Annotated in this window: 24 protein-coding genes; 10 read left to right on the forward strand and 14 right to left on the reverse strand. The window is 70.0% G+C overall.

Annotation, left to right across the window (positions count from 1 at the left end; translation table 11 throughout):
- Nucleotides 1-56: 56 nt before the first annotated feature.
- Together ACWC09_RS30525 and ACWC09_RS30530 are read left to right on the forward strand one after the other, a co-directional pair.
- Nucleotides 57-1097, forward strand: a complete 1041-nt coding sequence (locus ACWC09_RS30525; protein WP_450854130.1) for a DUF4097 family beta strand repeat-containing protein — start codon at nt 57-59, stop codon at nt 1095-1097.
- Nucleotide 1098: 1 nt separating this feature from the next.
- Nucleotides 1099-2145: a helix-turn-helix transcriptional regulator gene (locus ACWC09_RS30530; RefSeq protein ID WP_450854131.1), complete on the forward strand. Its 1047-nt coding sequence runs from the start codon at nt 1099-1101 to the stop codon at nt 2143-2145.
- A gap of 61 nt (nt 2146-2206) precedes the next feature.
- On the opposite strand, the gene ACWC09_RS30535 is transcribed toward ACWC09_RS30530, so the two are convergent.
- The 4 genes from ACWC09_RS30535 to ACWC09_RS30550 form a co-directional block, all read right to left on the reverse strand.
- On the reverse strand, nt 2207-2776 hold the full coding sequence (locus ACWC09_RS30535; RefSeq protein ID WP_450854132.1) for a Clp protease N-terminal domain-containing protein: 570 nt from the start codon (nt 2774-2776) through the stop codon (nt 2207-2209).
- The gene (locus ACWC09_RS30540; RefSeq protein ID WP_016437953.1) at nt 2776-2985 is read right to left on the reverse strand and encodes a helix-turn-helix domain-containing protein; all 210 of its coding nucleotides are present in this window, start codon (nt 2983-2985) and stop codon (nt 2776-2778) included. The genes ACWC09_RS30535 and ACWC09_RS30540 overlap by 1 nt, the downstream gene beginning before the upstream one ends.
- 135 nt (nt 2986-3120) lie before the next feature.
- A complete protein-coding gene (locus tag ACWC09_RS30545) occupies nt 3121-4086 on the reverse strand; it encodes a zinc-binding dehydrogenase (RefSeq protein WP_450854133.1) in 966 nt (321 codons plus the stop codon).
- 292 nt (nt 4087-4378) lie between these two features.
- Nucleotides 4379-5602 (reverse strand): NAD(P)-dependent malic enzyme, encoded by a 1224-nt coding sequence (locus tag ACWC09_RS30550; protein ID WP_450854134.1) that lies wholly within the window; start codon nt 5600-5602, stop codon nt 4379-4381.
- A 581-nt stretch (nt 5603-6183) separates the two neighbouring features.
- Between ACWC09_RS30550 and ACWC09_RS30555 the strand changes: the two genes are divergently transcribed.
- Genes ACWC09_RS30555 through ACWC09_RS30565 form a run of 3 tightly spaced genes read left to right on the forward strand, consistent with a single transcriptional unit; the run spans nt 6184 to nt 8887 of the window.
- Complete coding sequence (locus ACWC09_RS30555) at nt 6184-7143, forward strand: ABC transporter substrate-binding protein (protein WP_450854135.1); 960 nt, start codon at nt 6184-6186, stop codon at nt 7141-7143.
- 38 nt (nt 7144-7181) lie between these two features.
- Entirely contained in the window at nt 7182-8117 is a 936-nt protein-coding gene (locus ACWC09_RS30560; RefSeq protein WP_450854136.1) for an amino acid ABC transporter permease, read from the forward strand.
- Nucleotides 8114-8887: an amino acid ABC transporter ATP-binding protein gene (locus ACWC09_RS30565; RefSeq protein WP_450854137.1), complete on the forward strand. Its 774-nt coding sequence runs from the start codon at nt 8114-8116 to the stop codon at nt 8885-8887. The genes ACWC09_RS30560 and ACWC09_RS30565 overlap by 4 nt, the downstream gene beginning before the upstream one ends.
- Before the next feature lie 61 nt (nt 8888-8948).
- Here ACWC09_RS30565 and ACWC09_RS30570 read toward each other — a convergent pair whose 3' ends face one another.
- The gene (locus ACWC09_RS30570; RefSeq protein ID WP_450854138.1) at nt 8949-9707 is read right to left on the reverse strand and encodes a class I SAM-dependent methyltransferase; all 759 of its coding nucleotides are present in this window, start codon (nt 9705-9707) and stop codon (nt 8949-8951) included.
- Nucleotides 9708-9807: 100 nt separating this feature from the next.
- On the opposite strand from ACWC09_RS30570, the gene ACWC09_RS30575 reads away from it, so the two are divergent.
- Complete coding sequence (locus ACWC09_RS30575; RefSeq protein ID WP_450854139.1) at nt 9808-10437, forward strand: CGNR zinc finger domain-containing protein; 630 nt, start codon at nt 9808-9810, stop codon at nt 10435-10437.
- Here the strand turns inward: ACWC09_RS30575 and sodX are convergent.
- On the reverse strand, nt 10341-10775 hold the full coding sequence (gene sodX / locus ACWC09_RS30580; RefSeq protein ID WP_450854169.1) for a nickel-type superoxide dismutase maturation protease: 435 nt from the start codon (nt 10773-10775) through the stop codon (nt 10341-10343). The genes ACWC09_RS30575 and sodX overlap by 97 nt on opposite strands.
- Before the next feature lie 145 nt (nt 10776-10920).
- Between sodX and sodN the strand changes: the two genes are divergently transcribed.
- Entirely contained in the window at nt 10921-11316 is a 396-nt protein-coding gene (gene sodN, locus ACWC09_RS30585) for a superoxide dismutase, Ni (protein WP_020123534.1), read from the forward strand.
- A gap of 220 nt (nt 11317-11536) precedes the next feature.
- On the opposite strand, the gene ppk2 is transcribed toward sodN, so the two are convergent.
- Genes ppk2 through ACWC09_RS30600 form a run of 3 tightly spaced genes read right to left on the reverse strand, consistent with a single transcriptional unit; the run spans nt 11537 to nt 13854 of the window.
- The gene (gene ppk2 / locus ACWC09_RS30590; protein ID WP_450854140.1) at nt 11537-12427 is read right to left on the reverse strand and encodes a polyphosphate kinase 2; all 891 of its coding nucleotides are present in this window, start codon (nt 12425-12427) and stop codon (nt 11537-11539) included.
- A gap of 12 nt (nt 12428-12439) precedes the next feature.
- Complete coding sequence (locus ACWC09_RS30595; RefSeq protein ID WP_450854141.1) at nt 12440-12682, reverse strand: hypothetical protein; 243 nt, start codon at nt 12680-12682, stop codon at nt 12440-12442.
- Between the two features lie 17 nt (nt 12683-12699).
- A complete protein-coding gene (locus ACWC09_RS30600) occupies nt 12700-13854 on the reverse strand; it encodes an anion permease (protein ID WP_450854142.1) in 1155 nt (384 codons plus the stop codon).
- A 103-nt stretch (nt 13855-13957) separates the two neighbouring features.
- Between ACWC09_RS30600 and ACWC09_RS30605 the strand changes: the two genes are divergently transcribed.
- From ACWC09_RS30605 to ACWC09_RS30615, 3 genes are read left to right on the forward strand one after another with little or no spacing between them, the layout of a single operon-like run.
- Nucleotides 13958-14350, forward strand: a complete 393-nt coding sequence (locus tag ACWC09_RS30605; RefSeq protein ID WP_450854143.1) for a helix-turn-helix transcriptional regulator — start codon at nt 13958-13960, stop codon at nt 14348-14350.
- Between the two features lie 27 nt (nt 14351-14377).
- Nucleotides 14378-14791: a VOC family protein gene (locus tag ACWC09_RS30610; RefSeq protein ID WP_450854144.1), complete on the forward strand. Its 414-nt coding sequence runs from the start codon at nt 14378-14380 to the stop codon at nt 14789-14791.
- Nucleotides 14788-15540, forward strand: a complete 753-nt coding sequence (locus ACWC09_RS30615) for a VOC family protein (RefSeq protein WP_450854145.1) — start codon at nt 14788-14790, stop codon at nt 15538-15540. The genes ACWC09_RS30610 and ACWC09_RS30615 overlap by 4 nt, the downstream gene beginning before the upstream one ends.
- On the opposite strand, the gene ACWC09_RS30620 is transcribed toward ACWC09_RS30615, so the two are convergent.
- From ACWC09_RS30620 to ACWC09_RS30640, 5 genes are all read right to left on the reverse strand, one after another.
- Nucleotides 15527-15778, reverse strand: a complete 252-nt coding sequence (locus ACWC09_RS30620; protein ID WP_450854146.1) for a hypothetical protein — start codon at nt 15776-15778, stop codon at nt 15527-15529. The two genes, ACWC09_RS30615 and ACWC09_RS30620, sit on opposite strands and share 14 nt — an antisense overlap.
- Nucleotides 15775-16098: a DUF952 domain-containing protein gene (locus tag ACWC09_RS30625; protein WP_450854147.1), complete on the reverse strand. Its 324-nt coding sequence runs from the start codon at nt 16096-16098 to the stop codon at nt 15775-15777. Before ACWC09_RS30625 ends, ACWC09_RS30620 begins: the two co-directional genes overlap by 4 nt.
- 9 nt (nt 16099-16107) lie before the next feature.
- Nucleotides 16108-17310: an RNA polymerase sigma factor gene (locus ACWC09_RS30630; protein ID WP_450854148.1), complete on the reverse strand. Its 1203-nt coding sequence runs from the start codon at nt 17308-17310 to the stop codon at nt 16108-16110.
- Between the two features lie 7 nt (nt 17311-17317).
- The gene (locus tag ACWC09_RS30635) at nt 17318-17734 is read right to left on the reverse strand and encodes a YciI family protein (RefSeq protein ID WP_450854149.1); all 417 of its coding nucleotides are present in this window, start codon (nt 17732-17734) and stop codon (nt 17318-17320) included.
- A 97-nt stretch (nt 17735-17831) separates the two neighbouring features.
- Nucleotides 17832-18026, reverse strand: coding sequence for a hypothetical protein (locus ACWC09_RS30640; RefSeq protein WP_450854150.1), 195 nt, complete (start codon nt 18024-18026; stop codon nt 17832-17834).
- Nucleotides 18027-18111: the final 85 nt, after the last annotated feature.

Raw genomic sequence — 18111 nt, forward strand, 5'->3', positions numbered from 1 at the left:
TATATCGTGAAATGAGGAAGACGCGATATGGCGCGTTGCTACGGGAGGTCTGCACCATGTCCGAGTGGTCCGTCTCAGAGCCGCGGAAGCTCACGTTCGACGAGCCCGTGCGCGAGCTCCACGTACGCATCGTCAACGGAACGGTGAACGTGGTGGGCACGGACGAAGGTTCCGCCCGCCTGGAGGTCTCCGAGATCGAGGGACCGCCCCTGGCGGTCACCCAGCAGGGCGGTGTGCTCACCGTGGCCTACGAGGACCTGCCCTGGAAGGGCTTCCTCAAGTGGCTCGACCGCAAGGGCTGGCGGCGCAGTGCCGTGGTCTCCCTGGCGGTGCCGGCCGAGACCCGGGTCGAGGTGGGCGTGGTCGGCGCCGCGGCCGTGGTCTCCGGGATCGAGGGGCGCACGGAGGTGAAGGGCGTCACCGGGGACACGACCCTGGTGCGGCTGACCGGCCCGGTCCGCGCCGACACCGTCTCGGGGAACCTGGAGGCGCAGGCCCTGCGCGGCGACCTCCGCTTCAACTCCGTCTCCGGGGACCTGACCGTGGTGGAGGCGGGCTCCTCGGTCAAGGCGGACTCGGTGAGCGGTTCGATGATCGTCGACATCGACTCGGCGAGCCGCCCCACCGACATCGTCCTGGCGAACGTCTCGGGCGAGATCGCCATCCGCCTCCCCCACCCGGCGGACGCACAGGTGGAGGCGAACACCGCGAGCGGCTCGGTCTCCAACGCCTTCGAGGACCTGCGGGTCAGCGGCCAGTGGGGCGCCAAGCGGATCACCGGCCGGCTCGGCGCGGGCAACGGCAGCCTCAAGGCGACCACGGTCTCGGGCTCGATCGCCCTGCTGCGGCGGCCTCAGGCGGAGGAGGAGCCCTGGGACGTCGACCCCGAGGACATCGGACCCTTGGTCGAGGACGCGGAAACGGGGGCGGAAGCGGAAGCGGGAGCACCCACGGAAGCGGGTACGGCAGACGCGGGCCCGGCGGACACCCCGGCGTCCGACCCACCCAGCGACTCGGGGGACAATTCCGTTTCCGGCCAGGGGGACCGCGCGAGCGACGCCCCGGCCGACGGCACGACCGACAAGAAGGTGCTCTGACATGCCCCCCGTCTTCGCCCATGGCCGCCTCCGCCTCTACCTGCTGAAGCTCCTGGACGAGGCCCCGCGCCACGGCTACGAGGTGATCCGTCTCCTGGAGGAGCGGTTCCAGGGGCTGTACGCACCGTCGGCGGGCACCGTCTACCCCCGGCTGGCCAAGCTGGAGGCCGAGGGCCTGGTCACCCACACCACCGAGGGCGGCCGCAAGGTGTACGCCATCACGGACGCCGGCCGCGAGGAACTGGCCGACCGCAGTGGCGAGTTGGCCGATCTGGAGCTGGAGATCCGCGAGTCGGTCGCCGAGCTCGCCGCCGAGATCCGGGCCGATGTGCGCGGCGCGGCGGGCGATCTGCGGCGCGAGATGCGGGCTGCGGCCTCCGAGGCGCGCACCAAGGGGCCGGGCAAACAGGACGGCGCCTACGGTGACTTCGGGGAGTACGGCGACAAGGAGTCCTGGCGCGCCGCCAAGGAGGAGATGCGGCGGGTCAAGCAGGAATGGAAGGAGCAGGCCCGGCGCGCCAAGGACGAGAGCCGCCGGGCCCGCGAGGAGGCCCAGCGGGCCAGGCGCCAGGCCAAGGAGGCGCAGGAGCGGGCCCGGGCCCAGGCGCAGGAGGAGTTGCAGCGCATCGCCCGCCGGGTGCAGGAGCAGGTGCAGGACCACTTCGCGCGGGGCGACTGGCCGACGGGGGTGCGTGAGAGTCTGACCGAACTGGCCAAGGAGTTCGGCGACTTCGGGAAGGACTACGGCAAGGAGTTCGCGAAGGACCTCGGTTTCGGTCGGGGCGGCACCGACACCTCGACCCCGAAGCCGGAGTACTCCCACACTCCGGAGGACTTCCCGGCCGAATACGAACCGTCCTGGGCACACGAGGACGCCACCGGCGACCCGGCCCGCGACCTGGACCGCCTCCTGGACCGCTTCCGCGACGACATCCGCGACGCCGCCCGCGACCACGGCGTCACGGACGACCAACTCCGAGACGTCCGCCGCCACTTGTCGACGGCGGCGGCGCATATCGGGGCGGCACTGCGGGGGCCGAGGGTCTGAGCGGGGGCGGGCGCCTCGCCGCCCGCCCCGCCCCCTCACTCCGCCTTCACCGCTCCTCCCCTCACCCCGCCTTCGCCTCCCCACCCCCGCCATACAGCACCCGCCTCACCGACTCATACGTCACCCCGTGATCCGCGAGCACCTCGGCCGCCACCCCCCGCCGGACCGTCAGGGCCAGCAGCATGTGCTCGTCGCCGATGTGTCGGTCGCCGTGGGAGGCGGCGGTGCGCAGGGCCTTCTCCAGGACGTCCTTGGCGTCCCGGCCGAAGCTGCGGCGCCCCGACCACCGGCCCTTGTCCTTGCGGTCGCCGGACATCGCACCGACGCCGTGCACCTCCTCGACCCGGGCGACGATCTCCGAGACGTCGATACCGAGCCCGGCGAGAGCGTCGGCCTCGGCCCGGGAGAGTCCGGCCCGCCGCCGCACCTCGGCGACTGCCTCCCGTACGGACTCCTTGCCCGCACCGGTGACTCCGAGGGAGGCCAGGGCGAAGGAGGCGCGGCTGCCCTCCCGTTCGAGGAGCGCGAGCAGCATGTGCTCGGCCTCCACCGTTCGCGCCCCGCCCCGCTCCGCCTCCTCGACCGCGCCCTGCACCACCTCACGGGCGTCCTTGGTGAACCTCTCGAACATCAATGCCTCCCGTACTTCTTGTGCACGGCCTGCCTGCTGACTCCGAGTTCCGCGGCGATCTCCTGCCACGACCAGCCCTGATTGCGCGCACTGCGCACCTGCACGGCCTCCAACTGCTCCAGCAGCCTGCGCAGTGCGGCGACGGCACGCAGTCCGACCCGTGGATCGCGGTCGCCGGCGCGCTCGGCGAGATCCGTTGCTTCGGTCATGATGTCAACTTACGTTGACACTCCACTCCTGTCAACCAAAGTTGACACGAACACCCGCACGGCACGCGAAACGGCGGGCTCGGAGAACCGAACCCGCCGTCAGCAGTCGTAGAACCGTCAGAACCCTCAGAACGGTCAGTCGTTGGTGAGCACGACCTTCCCGAACAGTTCGCCGGACTCCATCCGCTCGAAGCCCTCCCGCGCCCGGTCCATCGGCAGCACCTCGTCGATGACGGGACGTACGCCGGTGGCGGCGCAGAAGGAGAGCAGGTCCTCCAGTTCGTCCTTGGTGCCCATCGTGGAGCCGACGACCTTGAGTTCGAGGAAGAAGATGCGGGTCAGCTCGGCGTGCGAGGGCCGGTCGCCGCTCGTGGCACCGGAGATCACGAGCGTGCCGCCGGGCTTCAGCGACTTCACGGAGTGCGACCAGGTCGCCGCGCCCACGGTCTCGATGACGGCGTCCACGCGCTGCGGCAGCCGCGCCCCCGACTCCACCGCCTCCACGGCGCCCAGCTCCAGGGCCCGCTTCCGCTTGGCCTCGTCCCGGCTCGTCGCGAAGACCCGCAGCCCCGCCGCCTTGCCGAGCACGATCGCGGCCGTGGCGACACCGCCGCCGGCGCCCTGTACGAGCACCGAATCGCCGGGGCGCACACCGGCGTTGGTGAAGAGCATGCGGTACGCCGTCAGCCAGGCCGTCGGCAGACAGGCCGCCTCCGCGAAGGAGAGTTCCTTGGGCTTGGGCAGGATGTTCCAGGTCGGCACGGCGACCTGCTCGGCGAACGTGCCCGGGTAACGCTCGGTCAGGATGGAACGGGGTTCCCTGGGCCCGACCCCATGACCGCTCTGGCCGATCACGGAGTGCAGGACGACCTCGTTGCCGTCCTCGTCGACGCCGGCGGCATCGCACCCGAGGATCATCGGCAGTCGGTCCTCCGGGAGCCCCACGCCCCGCAGCGACCAGAGGTCATGGTGGTTGAGGGAGGCGGCCTTGACGTTGACGGTACTCCAGCCGGGCCGGGCCTCGGGGGCGGGACGGTCCCCGAGCTCAAGGCCGTTGAGCGGCTGGTCGCGGTCGATTCGGGCGGCGTAGACGGCGAACATGACGCTGACGATAGGTGGCGATTGCAGTCGGCGGTACCGGAGGGCCATGTGACACACGCCCTCTTGCCATGGACGCCGGGGTCGGCACCCACCAGCCCGTCCGGCGCCCGACGAAGAGGCCCTTCGGGCCGAAGGGGGGTCTGGGGGGGCACAGCCCCCAGGGCCGCGCACCCCCCCCACGCGCCCTCACAACGGCTCCACCGCCGGAGCCACCGTCACCCATACGGGTGGGCCGGTGGGCAAAGAAATGACCCCGCCCGAACGGACGGGGCCATTCAGGCGAAGCGCAACGTCAGCGCCTGGCCACACCCTCGGCCCGCGCCGCCGCCGCGACCGCAGCAGTCACCGCCGGAGCCACCCGCTCGTCGAACGGCGAGGGAATGACGTAGTCCGCGGCGAGGTCGTCCCCCACCACCCCCGCCAACGCCTCCGCCGCAGCGATCTTCATCCCCTCGGTGATCCGAGAAGCCCGCACCTGCAGCGCCCCGGCGAAGATTCCCGGGAACGCCAGCACGTTGTTGATCTGGTTCGGGAAGTCGGACCGCCCGGTCGCCACGACCGCCGCGTACTTGTGCGCGACGTCGGGGTGCACCTCGGGGTTCGGGTTGGCCATCGCGAAGACGAAGGCGCCTTCCGCCATCGAGGCGACGGCCTCCTCCGCGACCGTACCGCCGGAGACGCCGATGAAGACGTCCGCGCCCGACAGCGCGTCCTCCAGCGACCCGGTGATGCCCGCCTTGTTGGTGAAGGAGGCGAGCTCCCGCTTGACGTCCGTCAGGTCGTCCCGGTCGGTCGAGACGATGCCCTTGCGGTCGGCGACGGCGACGTCACCGATGCCGGCCTCGACGAGCATCTTGGCGATGGCGACACCGGCCGCGCCCGCACCCGAGATGACGGCCCGCAGGTCCGCGATGGACCGCCCGCTCAGCCGCGCGGCGTTCCGCAGGGCCGCGAGCGTCACGACCGCCGTGCCGTGCTGGTCGTCGTGGAAGACCGGGATGTCGACCCGCTCCTGGAGCTTCCGCTCGATCTCGAAGCACCGCGGTGCCGAGATGTCCTCCAGGTTGACGCCGCCGAAGGACGGCGCGAGCCGGACCACGGTCTCGACGATCTCGTCGACGTCGGTGCAGTCGAGCGCGATCGGCACCGCGTCGACACCACCGAACTGCTTGAAGAGGATCGCCTTGCCCTCCATCACCGGGAGGGAGGCCTCGGGGCCGATGTCCCCGAGGCCGAGCACGGCGGTGCCGTCGGTGACGACGGCGACCACGGACGACTTCCACGTGTAGTCGTGGACCAGCTCCGGCTGCTCGGCGATCGCGGTGCACACGCGCGCCACGCCGGGTGTGTATGCGAGGGACAGGTCGTCCTTGTCACGGACGGGCACGGTGGCCTGCACGGCCATCTTGCCGCCGCGGTGCAGCGCGAACGCCGGATCGAAGGAATCGAGGGGCTCGGCCCCGCCGTCCTGGTCCGTATTGCTGTCGCTGCGAGGATTGACGATCTCCGCTGCCACTTTGTTTTACCCCTTAAGTCTTCATTGGTTGAGGGTGGCCACTCCTGGTGAGAAGTGGGCGGGACCGCGCATGCCCGATCTTTGATGCGTACGGGTCATACGCGACGGGCGCGCCGCACACGCGCCCCGAGCCCCGGATGAGGGGTGTAAAGAACCTTCTTACCGGACGGACCGCGCCGAGTACGAGTCCATTAGGTGCAAGGTCACATCACGGGGCCGGAAGGTCACGCCTCGGCGACGACGATCGTCATGAAATATGCGGACACGTCCTCGACGCCCGCTCGACCGGCGATCGAACAGTGATCAACACCTCGTTGGCGCAGGTCCGCATCCTGAGATCCACCGAAGATCTTTCGGCCGGAATGGCCGATTCCCGTAGATGGTCCGCCGATAGTCGTGTCGTGATGTCCGGACCTGGTGCGGTTCGGGGATCGCCCGTTATCCGATTTTGACATCACCGGGCCCCTGAACGGCTCCGTCCAAATGGCAAGATGCCGTAAACCCGCGAGGTCGCGACACCCGAAGGTGTGTGTTCTCGTCGACCCATCGGCAACTCCACCCATCCGCCGGAGGAACCCAAAATGACCGCAGGCTCCACCCGTCGTACGACCGCCGCGCACACCCGTCTGGCCGCGGTCGGTGCGATCGCGGTCGCAGGCGCCCTGATTCTCACCGGCTGCGGTGATCAGACCAAGAACAAGGACAACGGCAGCAGCAGCGCCTCGACCAGTTCGGCACCGCTGGCCGACAAGCTGCCCAAGGCGATCCGTGACGCGGGCGCCATCAAGGTCGGCTCGGACATCGCGTACGCGCCGGTCGAGTTCAAGGACAACTCGGGCAACGTCGTCGGCCTCGACCCGGACCTCGCCGCCGCGATGGGCAAGCAGCTCGGCGTGAAGTTCCAGTTCGAGAACGGCACCTTCGACGCCCTGCTCACCGGTCTGCGCTCCAACCGCTACGACATCGCCATGTCCGCGATGACGGACAACAAGAACCGGCAGGAGGGCGTCGACCCCGACACCGGCAAGAAGGTCGGCGAGGGCGTCGACTTCGTCGACTACCTGACCGCTGGTGTCTCGATCTACACCCGCAAGGGTGACACCAAGGGCATCACGGGCTGGTCGGACCTGTGCGGCAAGAAGATCGCGGTCGAGCGCGGCACCGTCTCCGAGGACCTCGCGAAGTCCGAGGCGAAGAAGTGTCCGAGCGGCAAGAAGCTCACCATCGAGGCCTTCGACGACGACCAGCAGTCCCAGACCCGCCTGCGCTCCGGCGGCGCGGACGCGGCCTCCTCCGACTTCCCGGTGGCGGCGTACGCGGTGAAGACCTCCGGTGGCGGCAAGGACTTCCAGATCGTCGGCGACCAGGTCGAGGCGGCGCCGTACGGCATCGCGGTCTCCAAGGAGGACACCCAGCTGCGCGACGCGCTGCAGGCCGCCATGAACGCGATCATCAAGAGCGGCGAGTACGAGAAGATCCTGGAGAAGTGGGGCGCTCAGGACGGCGCCGTCAAGACGTCCGCGATCAACGGCGGCAAGTGATCCGCCGTATTCCGAGCGGGCACTGAGAGGCAACACCCGTGACTTCTGACATCGACAGGACGGCGGGGGCGAAGAACACGCCCCCGGCCGGTCCGGAGGCGATCAAGGCCATTCCGGTCCGGCACTACGGGCGCTATGTCACCGCCGTCGTCGCGATCGCCATCCTGGTCGCGATCATCTACGCGTTCGGCCAGGGCAAGATCAACTGGCATGCGGTCCCCGCCTACTTCTTCGACCACCGGATCCTGACCGGTGTCTACAAGACCCTCCTGCTGACGGTCCTGTCGATGCTGATCGGCATCGTCGGCGGCATCGTCCTCGCGGTGATGCGGCTGTCGACGAACCCGGTGACCTCGTCGATCGCCTGGTTCTACATCTGGTTCTTCCGCGGCACCCCGGTCCTGGTCCAGCTGTTCCTCTGGTTCAACCTGGGCCTGGTCTTCGAGTACGTCAACCTGGGGCCGATCTACAAGAACTACTGGTCCGACTTCATGACGCCGCTGCTGACGGCGCTGCTCGGCCTCGGTCTCAACGAGGCGGCGTACATGGCCGAGATCTGCCGCGCCGGCCTGCTCGCCGTCGACGAGGGCCAGACCGAGGCCTCGCACGCGCTGGGCATGAGCCACGGCAAGACGCTGCGCCGGATCGTCATCCCGCAGGCGATGCGCGTCATCGTCCCGCCGACCGGCAACGAAGTCATCAACATGCTCAAGACGACCTCGCTCGTGGCGGCCGTCCAGTATCCGGAGCTCTTCAGATACGCCCAGGACATCGGCCAGAACTCCGGCGCCCCGGTGGAGATGTACTTCCTCGCCGCGGCCTGGTACCTGATCATGACGTCGGTGCTGAGCGTCGGCCAGTACTACATCGAGCGGTACTACGCGCGCGGGTCGAGCCGTGCCCTGCCGCCCACCCCGTGGCAGAAGGTCAGGGCGCACCTGACGACCTTCTCGAGCAGGAAGGTCACGGCATGACCGACACGACCGTCCCCATGGTCAAGTCCGAGGGCGTCCACAAGAGCTTCGGTGCGCTCCAGGTCCTCCAGGGCATCGACCTGGAGGTGAAGTCGGGCGAGGTGTTCTGCCTCATCGGCCCCTCCGGCTCCGGCAAGTCGACCTTCCTGCGCTGCATCAACCACCTGGAGAAGATCAACGCCGGGCGCCTCTACGTCGATGGCGAACTCGTCGGCTACCGCCAGAAGGGCGACAAGCTGTACGAGCTCAAGGACAGCGAGGTCGCTCTGAAGCGCCGGGACATCGGCATGGTCTTCCAGCGCTTCAACCTGTTCCCGCACATGACCGCGCTGGAGAACGTCATCGAGGCGCCGGTCCAGGTCAAGGGCCAGAACAAGGGGGAGGCGAGGGAGCGGGGCGAGCAGCTGCTCGACCGCGTGGGCCTGGCCGACAAGGCCGGCAGCTACCCCTCGCAGCTCTCCGGCGGCCAGCAGCAGCGCGTCGCCATCGCCCGGGCGCTCGCCATGGACCCGAAGCTGATGCTCTTCGACGAGCCGACCTCGGCCCTCGACCCCGAGCTGGTCGGCGACGTGCTCGACGTCATGCGCGACCTCGCCGAGTCCGGCATGACGATGATCGTCGTCACCCACGAGATGGGCTTCGCCCGCGAGGTCGGCGACAGCCTGGTCTTCATGGACGGCGGCGTGGTGGTCGAATCCGGCCACCCACGCGAGGTCCTGACGAACCCGCAGCACGAGCGGACGCAGTCGTTCCTGAGCAAGGTGCTGTAGCTGTACGACGAGGAAAGGGGCGGTACGGAACTTCCGTACCGCCCCTTCCATTCAGCCACGGTCACTTCAACGCCAGCAGCAGCGTGTCCGACGGCGAGCACCACACCGGCCGGGCCTCGCCGAACCCCGCCGACCGCAACGTCCGCGCATGCCAGCCCGGCGAGGGCATGTCGCCGTCCGCGTGCTCGCCGTAGATCTCGTAGCGGCGGGCGGTGGGTTCGGCGAGTACCGGGTCCTGGGCGGCGAGCTGCCACCACTCGGCCCAGTCGACGGCGCCGTCCCGCTTGGCCTGTTCCATGCCCGCGTGGCGCTGCGCGCGCTCGGCCGCGTTGATCCGGGGTGTCGTCTCGTCGATCATGTGGTCCGCGTTCATGAAGACACCGCCGTCGCGGACGAGTTCCGCGACCTGACCGTAGAGGGCCGCGAGGGGTTCGCTGTGCAGCCAGTGCAGGGCCGTGGCGGTCAGGACGGCGTCGTACGAGTCGTACGGCAGCCGCGCGGGCCACTCCGGGTCCTTGAGGTCGGCCGCGACGAAGGTCACCCGGCCGTCGCCCTCGAAGGTGCCCCGCGCGATGGTGAGGAGGGCCGGGTCGAGGTCGACGCCGGTGCTGGTGGCGTCGGGGAAGCGGGCGAGCAGGCGGGCGGTGATGGTGCCGGTGCCGCAGGCGAGGTCGAGCACCCGGGGTGCGGTGCCGACGAGTGCCTCGACCATGTCGAGCATGATCCGGAAGCGGTCCTCGCGGTCCGGCATGTACCACTCCTGCTGCCGGTCCCAGCTCTCCTGCCAGGCCTGCCAGTCGGTTCCGGTACTCGTGGTCATGGAAGCCCCCTCTTCGATCGCATACGTAATACCCTGGAAGCGCGATCAGCTGTTACCCGACCGCACTCACGACCATAGAGCGCCCCGGTAAGGACTACAAGTGGAACTGGCCTATTACTCGGACTATGCCGTGCGTCTCGTCAACACCGAGGAGCCGGCGCGGGGCAAGGACTCCCTGACCTCGGTGGAGGCGGTCCGCGAGCTGTTCGGCGCCAACGCCTCGGCGGCCCGGCGCGCCACGGACGCCGACGTCACCCGTTTCCGCTCGGTCCGGGCCCGGCTGCGGGCGGTGTTCGAGGCCGCGGACAAGGGCGACGAGACGCTGGCGGTGGACCTGCTGAACTCGCTCCTCCTCGAATTCCCGGTGAGCCCGCAGATCTCCGGCCACGACCACCGGGACGAGGACGGCCGCCCGCTGTGGCACATGCACCTGGCGGACCACCCGTCGAACGCCACGGCCGGCTACGCGGCCATCGCGGCGATGGGCCTGGCGTTCCATCTCACCGAGTACGGCGTGGACCGCCTGGGCCTGTGCGAGGCACAGCCGTGCCGCAACGCCTACCTCGACACGTCCACGAACCGCTCCCGCCGCTACTGCTCCGACCGCTGCGCCACCCGGGCCAACGTGGCCGCCTACCGTGCCCGCAAGCGCCTGGAGGCCGACCGGTCGGACAGCACGGGCCTGGCGGCCGACAGCGCCCAGCGGACGGCGGCGAACGGCCAGCGCTGATCCGCCCGCAGCGGCCGGTACCGGAACCGCACCTTGCCCAGGACCAGGTCCTCGGGGACGGTCCCGTAGTCCGTGCTGTCGCCACCGGCGTAGGCGTTGTCCCCGAGCACCCACCAGCCGCCCTCGCGCCGCTCGGCGGCCCGCTTGACGACGAGCAGGTCCTGCTGGAAGGGATGGCGCAGTACGACGACGTCCCCCGGCCGGATCCGGGCACCGTACTGCACCACGAGCCGGTCCCCGTGATGCAGCGTGGGCACCATCGACGGCCCGGTCACCTCCGCCACCCCGAAGGGCAGCAGCGCCCGTCCGCGCTCGACGTCCTGCGACAGCTCCGGCATCCCCGGCACCTCCCCGGTCCGTTCCTCCACCAGTCTCAGTCTGACCCCGGACTTTTGTCCTAAGCCCATGGGGGCACTCGCGAAAACGCCTCCCCCAGGGAGTAATGTCGCACCTGAGAAGACGATCACGAGGAAGGAATGCTCCATGCTTTCCCGCCTGTTTGCCCCCAAGGTCAAGGTCAGCGCACACTGCGACCTGCCCTGCGGTGTGTACGACCCGGCCCAGGCCCGCATCGAGGCGGAGTCGGTGAAGGCCGTGCAGGAGAAGATGGCCGCCAACGACGACCCGCACTTCCAGGCTCGCGCCACCGTCATCAAGGAGCAGCGCGCCGAGCTCGCGAAGCACCATGTCTCGGTGCTCTGGAGCGACTACTTCAAGCCCCCGCACTTCGAGAAGTACCCGGAGCTGCACCAGCTGGTCAACGACGCCCTGAAGGCCCTCTCGGCCGCCAAGGCCTCGACCGACCCGGCCACCGGCCAGAAGGCACTCGACTACATCGCCCAGATCGACAAGATCTTCTGGGAGACCAAGAAGGCCTGACGGCCCGCCAGTTCCACGAGCCCTCCGTGACCGGCGATCGGTGCACCATCGCGGGTCCACGGGCTCCCCGAAGGGGCCCGGCCGGTTCTCCGGCCGGGCCCCTTCGGTGTTGCCCGGCGATCACCGACGTCCCCGACGAGGCCTCCCTCAGACGGTCGCCGCCCTGTGGAAGAAGCCGTAGGACATGGTCGTAGGGCTCAGTCAGTCGCAGGACGCGGTCTCAGTCCTCCCCCGCCTCCAACAATCCCGCCGCCGCCCCCACGATCCGCGGGTCCGGGCGGCCGACGACCTCCTCGTCCTTGTCGGAGTAGTCGAAGCGGGCCAGCACGCTGCGCATGGCCTCGACCCGGGCGCGTTTCTTGTCGTTGGACTTCACCACCGTCCAGGGGGCGTGGTCGGTGTCCGTCTCACGGAACATGGCGACCTTCGCGGCGGTGTAGTCGTCCCAGCGGTCGAGGGACGCGAGGTCCATCGGGCTGAGCTTCCACTGACGGACCGGGTCCACCTGGCGGATCGTGAAGCGGGTGCGCTGTTCGCTCTGGGAGACCGAGAACCAGAACTTCACCAGGTCCACGCCGTCATCGACCAACATCCGCTCGAACAGCGGCGCCTGACGCATGAAGCGGCGGTACTCGTCGTCGCCGCAGAAGCCCATCACCCGCTCCACACCTGCCCGGTTGTACCAGGAGCGGTCGAACAGCACGATCTCGCCGGCCGTCGGCAGGTGTGGGACGTAGCGCTGGAAGTACCACTGGCCGCTCTCGCGGTCCGTCGGCTTCTCCAGCGCCACCACCCGTGCGCCGCGCGGGTTGAGGTGCTCGGTGAAACGCTTGATGGTGCCGCCCTTGCCGGCCGCGTCCCGGCCCTCGAAGACGATGACCAGCCGACGTCCGGTCTCCTTGATCCAGCTCTGCAGCTTCAGCAACTCGATCTGTTGCAGGCGCTTGTGCCAGTCGTACTCCTTGCGCTCCATGCGCTGCGTGTACGGGTAGTTCTCCCGCCAGGTGTCGATCGGGGAACCGTTCGGGCGGATGAGCACCGGGTCGTCGGGGTCGGTGTAGTCGACCTTCAGGTCGGGGACTTCGGCCGGCAAGGGCGGCACCGTCGTCATGCGGGATCCCTCTCAGTGGAACTGCGGAACGATCAGATAGATCCCGTACGCCACCACGGCCGCGCACGCGAGGAAGCAGAGGCCGGCCTGGGCGACGGCGACGGCCGACGTGCCACCGCCGTCGCCCCCGTCCTCCTTCGCCCCCTCGTAGCGGGCGAGACCCAGGACGCCGAGGGCGAAGACGACGACCACGGCGACGGTGACGCCGATGCTCACCGCGGTGACCTGGCCGAGTGCGGTCCAGTCGAGACTCATGACGGTTCTCCCCTGTCTCAGGCGGCCGTGCCGACCTTGGCCGGCAGGTCGGTGCGGAGGGTGACTTCGTGGGTGTCGTTGACGTTGTGCGCGGACACCGGGTTGCGGCGCGAGACGAACACGATGCCCGCGGCGACGGCGGCGCCCACCAGCGCGACGACGACCGTGCCGAAGGTGCCGCCGTGCTTGACGACGCTCGCGGAGACGCCGCCGACCAGGGCCGCCGCGGGCAGGGTGATCAGCCAGGCGGCGACCATGCGGCCCGCGACACCCCAGCGGACCTCCGCGAGCCGTCGGCCCAGGCCCGCGCCGAGGATGCCGCCGGAGCAGACCTGGGTGGTGGACAGGGCGAAGCCCAGGTGGGCGGAGGTGAGGATCACCGTCGTCGAGGCGGCCTCGGCGGCGAAGCCCTGCGGGGACTCGATCTCGGTGAGGCCCTTGCCCATGGTGCGGATGATGCGCCAGCCGCCCAGGTAGGTGCCGAGGCCGATGGCGAGACCGGCCGAGGCGATCACCCACACCGGCGGGCCGGCGTCGTGGCCGAGGGCGCCCGCGGAGATCAGGGTCAGGGTGATGACGCCCATGGTCTTCTGCGCGTCGTTCGTGCCGTGCGCGAGGGAGACGAGGGAGGCGGAGGCGATCTGGCCGAGGCGGAAGCCCTTCTCGACCGACTTCTTGAGGGAGCGGGCGGTGAGCTTGTAGGCGAGGAAGGTGGCCAGCAGGGCGGCGATGCCCGCCACCAGCGGCGAGGCCACCGCCGGGACCAGCACCTTCTCGACAACCTTGTCAAAGTGCACGCCGCTCGAGCCCGCGCCCACCCACACGGCCCCGATCAGACCGCCGAACAGCGCGTGCGACGAGCTGGACGGCAGGCCGACCAGCCAGGTCAGCAGATTCCACAGAATCGCTCCCACCAGCCCGGCGAAGATCATTCCCGGACTGACGAGCGTGTCGTCGACAATCCCCCCGGAGATCGTCTTGGCGACTTCCGTCGACAGGAAGGCACCGCCGATGTTGAGGACACCGCTGATCAGCACCGCGACTTTCGGTTTGAGCGCACCGGTCGCGATGGACGTGGCCATCGCGTTCGCGGTGTCGTGGAATCCGTTGGTGAAGTCGAAGGCCAGGGCCGTGACGATGACGACCGCCACGAGGAACGTGATGTGGTCCATACGCCCCATGGGAACAAGCGCTTCCATCCGGCAGGCGAACTCAAGGCAAAGGCCACCTCAGCTTCCCGCGCCCGGCCGGTGAGGATCGTGCGATCCTGACGTGGTGAACCGTGAGGATCTGGTACGTCTGCGACAGGCGCGCGACCGCATGGACCGTGAGTACGCCGAGCCCCTCGACGTGCCCGCCCTCGCCCGCACCGCCCTGATGTCGTCGGGCCACTTCCAGCGCAGCTTCCGCGAGGCCTACGGCGAGACCCCGTACGGCTATCTCATGACCCGCCGCGTCGAACGCGCCAAGGCCCTGCTCCGCCGCGGCGACCTCACCGTCACCGAGGTCTGCATGGCGGTCGGCTGCACCTCCCTCGGCTCCTTCAGCGCCCGCTTCACCGAGCTGGTGGGCGAGACGCCGAGCTCCTACCGGGCCCGCTCGCACGAGGAGAGCGCGGAGATCCCGCCGTGCGTGGCACGCGCGTACACCCGCCCCAGACGGACATAACGCCGCTGTCGACCTTAGGTTGGACCCATGGACCTGAAACTGAGCAACTGTTTCATCGCCGTCGACGACCACGACAAGGCCGTCACCTTCTACTGCGACGTCCTGGGCCTGGAGATCCGCAACGACGTCAAGTACGAGGGGATGCGCTGGGTGACCGTGGGGTCGCCGCTGCAGCCGGACGTGTCGATCGTCCTGGAGCCGCCCGCGGCCAACCCCGACCTCTCCCCGGCCGACCGTGAGGCGATGGAGCAGCTGCTGGCCAAGGGCATGCTGCGCGGGGTCAACTTCACCACCGAGGACTGCGACGCCCTCTTCGCCCGCGTCCAGGAGTCCGGCGCGGAGGTGATCCAGGAACCGACGGACATGCCGTACGGGGTGCGGGACTGCGCGTTCCGGGATCCGGCGGGGAACATGCTGCGGTTCATGGAGCGGAAGGGATGAGCCGACGGGTCCTGTGGACATACGCCTTCATAGACCGGCCCCTCGACCTCTTCGACCGTGCCTGCGCGTTCTGGACGGCGGTCACGGACACCCGGTTGTCCGAACTCCGGGGTGAGCGGCAGGAGTTCGTGACCCTCCTGCCGGAGAAGGCCGACGCTTGTCTGAAGGTGCAGGGGGTCGTCGCGGGCGCGGGCGGCGCGCATCTCGACTTCGACGTCGAGGACCTTCCGGTGTTCGTGGAGTCGGCGCTGGGACTGGGGGCGCAACTGGTCACCCCGCACGAGCAGTGGGCGGTGCTCCGCTCGCCCGCCGGGCAGCTGTTCTGCGCCGCCCCGCGGAGGCAGGGCGACTCGGTCCGCCCGCCCGTCGTGCACGGCACCCGCCTCGACCAGGTCTGCATCGACATCGCGCCTTCGCTCTACGACACCGAAGTCGCCTTCTGGAGCGCCCTGTTGCCCGACTGGGAGTCGGTCCCCAGCTCCCTCCCCGAGTTCCACTTCGTCAGGCCCGGCCCCGACCTCCCGGTCCGTATCCTCCTCCAACGCCTGGGCGAGGAACGGGAGACGACCGCCCACCTCGACCTGGCCTGCGCCGACATCGAGGCGACAAGGGCCCGACACGAGGAACTGGGCGCCGAGTTCGTGGCGAGGGGCGCCGACTGGACGGTGATGCGGGATCCGGCGGGCGGGCTGTACTGCCTGACGGGGCGGGACCCGGAGACGGGCGGGGCGCCTTCTAGCCGGTACTGACCGCGCAGAGGACGATGACCGCGCCGTCCGCGGTCGTCGGCGTGGGGCAGTCGGTGCCCGGCAGCAATTCGGCGGACGGCGTCGGGGTCGGGGTCGGGGTCGCGTCCTCCCAGCCCGCCGGCGGCGGAGGCTCCGTCGAGTCCTGCAGCCACAGCGTCAGCCCGCCCCCGACGGCCACCGCGACCGCCCACACCGTCACGGCCCACCGCCACGCCTTCCGGCGCGATAAGCCGGTCACGCCCACGGCTCCACATCCACCACGGCGGCCACCGGTATCGGCCCGTACACATGCGGGAACTCCTCCCCGCCGGGCTTGTTGGACTCGTACTTCAGCGGTGCGTCGAGGCGGGCCGGGTCGATGACCAGGACCACCAGGTCGTCGAGGCCGTCGAAGAATCGGCGGGCCGTTCCCGGGAGCTGGGCTCGGGTGGAGCAGTGGATGAAGCCCTCCTCCTGGAGGGTGCGGCCGCGGGTGGAGATCTCGTACGTGCCCTTCGCCCGGGCCGCGTCCCAGAGGGCGCGCTCCGTGAGATGCAGGATGTGGGTGTGGTCGGTCATGCGGTCACGTTACGGGCCCAGACGTGCCGCCCGCCCGTGGAGGTAGCGCTGCTCGGGGAGGCTGAGGGTCTGCTCGGCGGCCGACGCGTAGGCGGTCCGCGCCTCCTCGTACGCACCCGCCCGCTCCAGCAGGTGGCCCCGCACCGCGTCCAGGCGGTGGCCCAACCCCGGCTCCAGCAGGGCCAGTTCCGCGAGCCCGGCGTACGGGCCGTCGACCATCGCGAGGGCGACCGCGCGGTTGAGCCGTTCGACGGGACCGGGGACCTGACGGACCAGCACCTCGTACAGGCCGAGGATCTCCTGCCAGTCGGTCTGCCCGGCGGACGGCGCCTCGTCGTGCACGGCCGCGATGGCGGCCCGCAGCTGGTACGGGCCCGCCCGCCCCTGCGACAGCGCCCTGGTGACCAGCGCGACGCCCTCCTCGACCGCCGCCCTGTCCCAGCGCGCCCGATCCTGCTCGTCGAGCGGCACGAGCTCGCCGTGCGGTCCGGTACGGGCGTCCCGGCGGGCGTCGGTGAGCAGCATCAGGGCCAGCAGACCGGCCACCTCGCCGGCCTCGGGGAGCAGACGGTGGACGATGCGGGTCAGCCGGATCGCCTCGCCGGCCAGGTCACGGCGTTGCAGGCTGGCGCCGGACGTCGCCGTGTAGCCCTCGTTGAAGATCAGGTAGAGGGTGTGGAGCACGGCGGGCAGGCGGCTCTCCCACCCGTCCGGCCTGCCGAAACGAACGCCTCGCAGCTTCTGCTTGGCCCGGCTGATCCGCTGCGCCATGGTCGCCTCGGGAACGAGGTGCGCGCGGGCGATCTCGGCCGTCGTCAGACCGCCCACCGCGCGCAGGGTGAGGGCGATCTGGGCGGGCTGGGTCAGGTCCGGGTGGCAGCACAGGAAGAGGAGGGTCAGGGTGTCGTCCTCGCGGGGCGCTCGGTCCGCCCCGGACACCCGCAGGTCCAGCGCCGCCGCCCGTTCCTCCCGCGCCCGCCGCGCCTCCTCGGACCGCAGCGTGTCCATCAGCCGCCGCGAGGCCACCTTGATCAGCCAGCCGCGCGGGTTGTCCGGAACCCCGGCCGAGGGCCACTGCCCGGCCGCCGCGAGCAGGGCCTCCTGTACGGCGTCCTCGGCCGCGTCGAAATGGCCGTACCGCCTGACCAGCGCGCCGAGGACCTGCGGTGCGTGCAGGCGCAGCAGGTCCTCGACGTCGGGGGTCGTGCCCATGTGCCGCTCAGACGTCCGCGGCGGAACCGTCGTCGATGGGCCGGATCACCACGGGGTAGTTCCTCGCCCCGGCCGGCTGGGGGCACTGGATGACGCGCTCGGCGATCTCCGTGACGCGGTCCAGGCTCGCGCAGTCCAGGACCCAGTAGCCGGCCAGCAGCTCCTTGGTCTCGCCGTACGGGCCGTCGGTGATCACCGGCTTGCCGTCCTCGCCCAGGCCGACCTGGCGGGTCCGTGCCGGCTCGACCAGGCCCTGTGCGTCGATCAGCTCGCCGGTCTCGGCGAGGTCGTCGTTGATGGCGCCCATGAAGGCGTACATGGCCTGGACGTCCTCCTGGCTCCAGGCCGGGGAGGTCGCGTTGGCCCTGCCGCGCATGCCCTCGTAGTCCGCCTGCGTGCACTGCACCATGACCAGGTACTTCATGAGTCCGCTCCTTCGGTGGGTGCCGCCCTCGGTGGGCGGCTCTCACAGGGGACGTCGGAGCCGGGCGGGGGTTCTCGACACTTCTCGGCACGGAAGTTCAGGAATTTTCCGCGACGGTCTTTCCGGGCTTCCGGTCGGCCTCGCCGCTCTCGGGGACGTACGCCTCGCACTCGGGATTGCGACAGGGACCCGGCACCCACCGCGGGACCCAGGCGCCCAGGGTCTTGTGCCGCTTGACGACCGTCGCCACGGACTGTCCGCAGACCGGACAGACGTTTTCTGAGCTGTCCATGCCCTCAGGGTAGGCCCGTCACCGCCCGCGCGCGTATGCGCGGACGAGGACGCCGTTGCCGGGCGTGCGCACCGACTCCAGCGCG

The organism is Streptomyces sp. NPDC001617, from assembly GCF_053596855.1.

Bases quoted from the DNA above. Each gene is read 5' to 3' on its own strand.
- ACWC09_RS30635 (WP_450854149.1), bottom strand. From the start codon at position 17,734: ATGAAGTACCTGGTCATGGTGCAGTGCACGCAGGCGGACTACGAGGGC.
- sodX (WP_450854169.1), bottom strand. From the start codon at position 10,775: ATGCCGGAGCTGTCGCAGGACGTCGAGCGCGGACGGGCGCTGCTGCCC.
- ppk2 (WP_450854140.1), bottom strand. From the start codon at position 12,427: ATGACGACGGTGCCGCCCTTGCCGGCCGAAGTCCCCGACCTGAAGGTC.
- ACWC09_RS30610 (WP_450854144.1), top strand. From the start codon at position 14,378: ATGGACCTGAAACTGAGCAACTGTTTCATCGCCGTCGACGACCACGAC.
- ACWC09_RS30615 (WP_450854145.1), top strand. From the start codon at position 14,788: ATGAGCCGACGGGTCCTGTGGACATACGCCTTCATAGACCGGCCCCTC.
- ACWC09_RS30535 (WP_450854132.1), bottom strand. From the start codon at position 2,776: ATGTTCGAGAGGTTCACCAAGGACGCCCGTGAGGTGGTGCAGGGCGCG.
- ACWC09_RS30555 (WP_450854135.1), top strand. From the start codon at position 6,184: ATGACCGCAGGCTCCACCCGTCGTACGACCGCCGCGCACACCCGTCTG.
- ACWC09_RS30625 (WP_450854147.1), bottom strand. From the start codon at position 16,098: ATGACCGACCACACCCACATCCTGCATCTCACGGAGCGCGCCCTCTGG.
- ACWC09_RS30630 (WP_450854148.1), bottom strand. From the start codon at position 17,310: ATGGGCACGACCCCCGACGTCGAGGACCTGCTGCGCCTGCACGCACCG.
- ACWC09_RS30640 (WP_450854150.1), bottom strand. From the start codon at position 18,026: ATGGACAGCTCAGAAAACGTCTGTCCGGTCTGCGGACAGTCCGTGGCG.
- sodN (WP_020123534.1), top strand. From the start codon at position 10,921: ATGCTTTCCCGCCTGTTTGCCCCCAAGGTCAAGGTCAGCGCACACTGC.
- ACWC09_RS30525 (WP_450854130.1), top strand. From the start codon at position 57: ATGTCCGAGTGGTCCGTCTCAGAGCCGCGGAAGCTCACGTTCGACGAG.
- ACWC09_RS30595 (WP_450854141.1), bottom strand. From the start codon at position 12,682: ATGAGTCTCGACTGGACCGCACTCGGCCAGGTCACCGCGGTGAGCATC.
- ACWC09_RS30570 (WP_450854138.1), bottom strand. From the start codon at position 9,707: ATGACCACGAGTACCGGAACCGACTGGCAGGCCTGGCAGGAGAGCTGG.
- ACWC09_RS30530 (WP_450854131.1), top strand. From the start codon at position 1,099: ATGCCCCCCGTCTTCGCCCATGGCCGCCTCCGCCTCTACCTGCTGAAG.
- ACWC09_RS30545 (WP_450854133.1), bottom strand. From the start codon at position 4,086: ATGTTCGCCGTCTACGCCGCCCGAATCGACCGCGACCAGCCGCTCAAC.
- ACWC09_RS30565 (WP_450854137.1), top strand. From the start codon at position 8,114: ATGACCGACACGACCGTCCCCATGGTCAAGTCCGAGGGCGTCCACAAG.
- ACWC09_RS30540 (WP_016437953.1), bottom strand. From the start codon at position 2,985: ATGACCGAAGCAACGGATCTCGCCGAGCGCGCCGGCGACCGCGATCCA.
- ACWC09_RS30600 (WP_450854142.1), bottom strand. From the start codon at position 13,854: ATGGACCACATCACGTTCCTCGTGGCGGTCGTCATCGTCACGGCCCTG.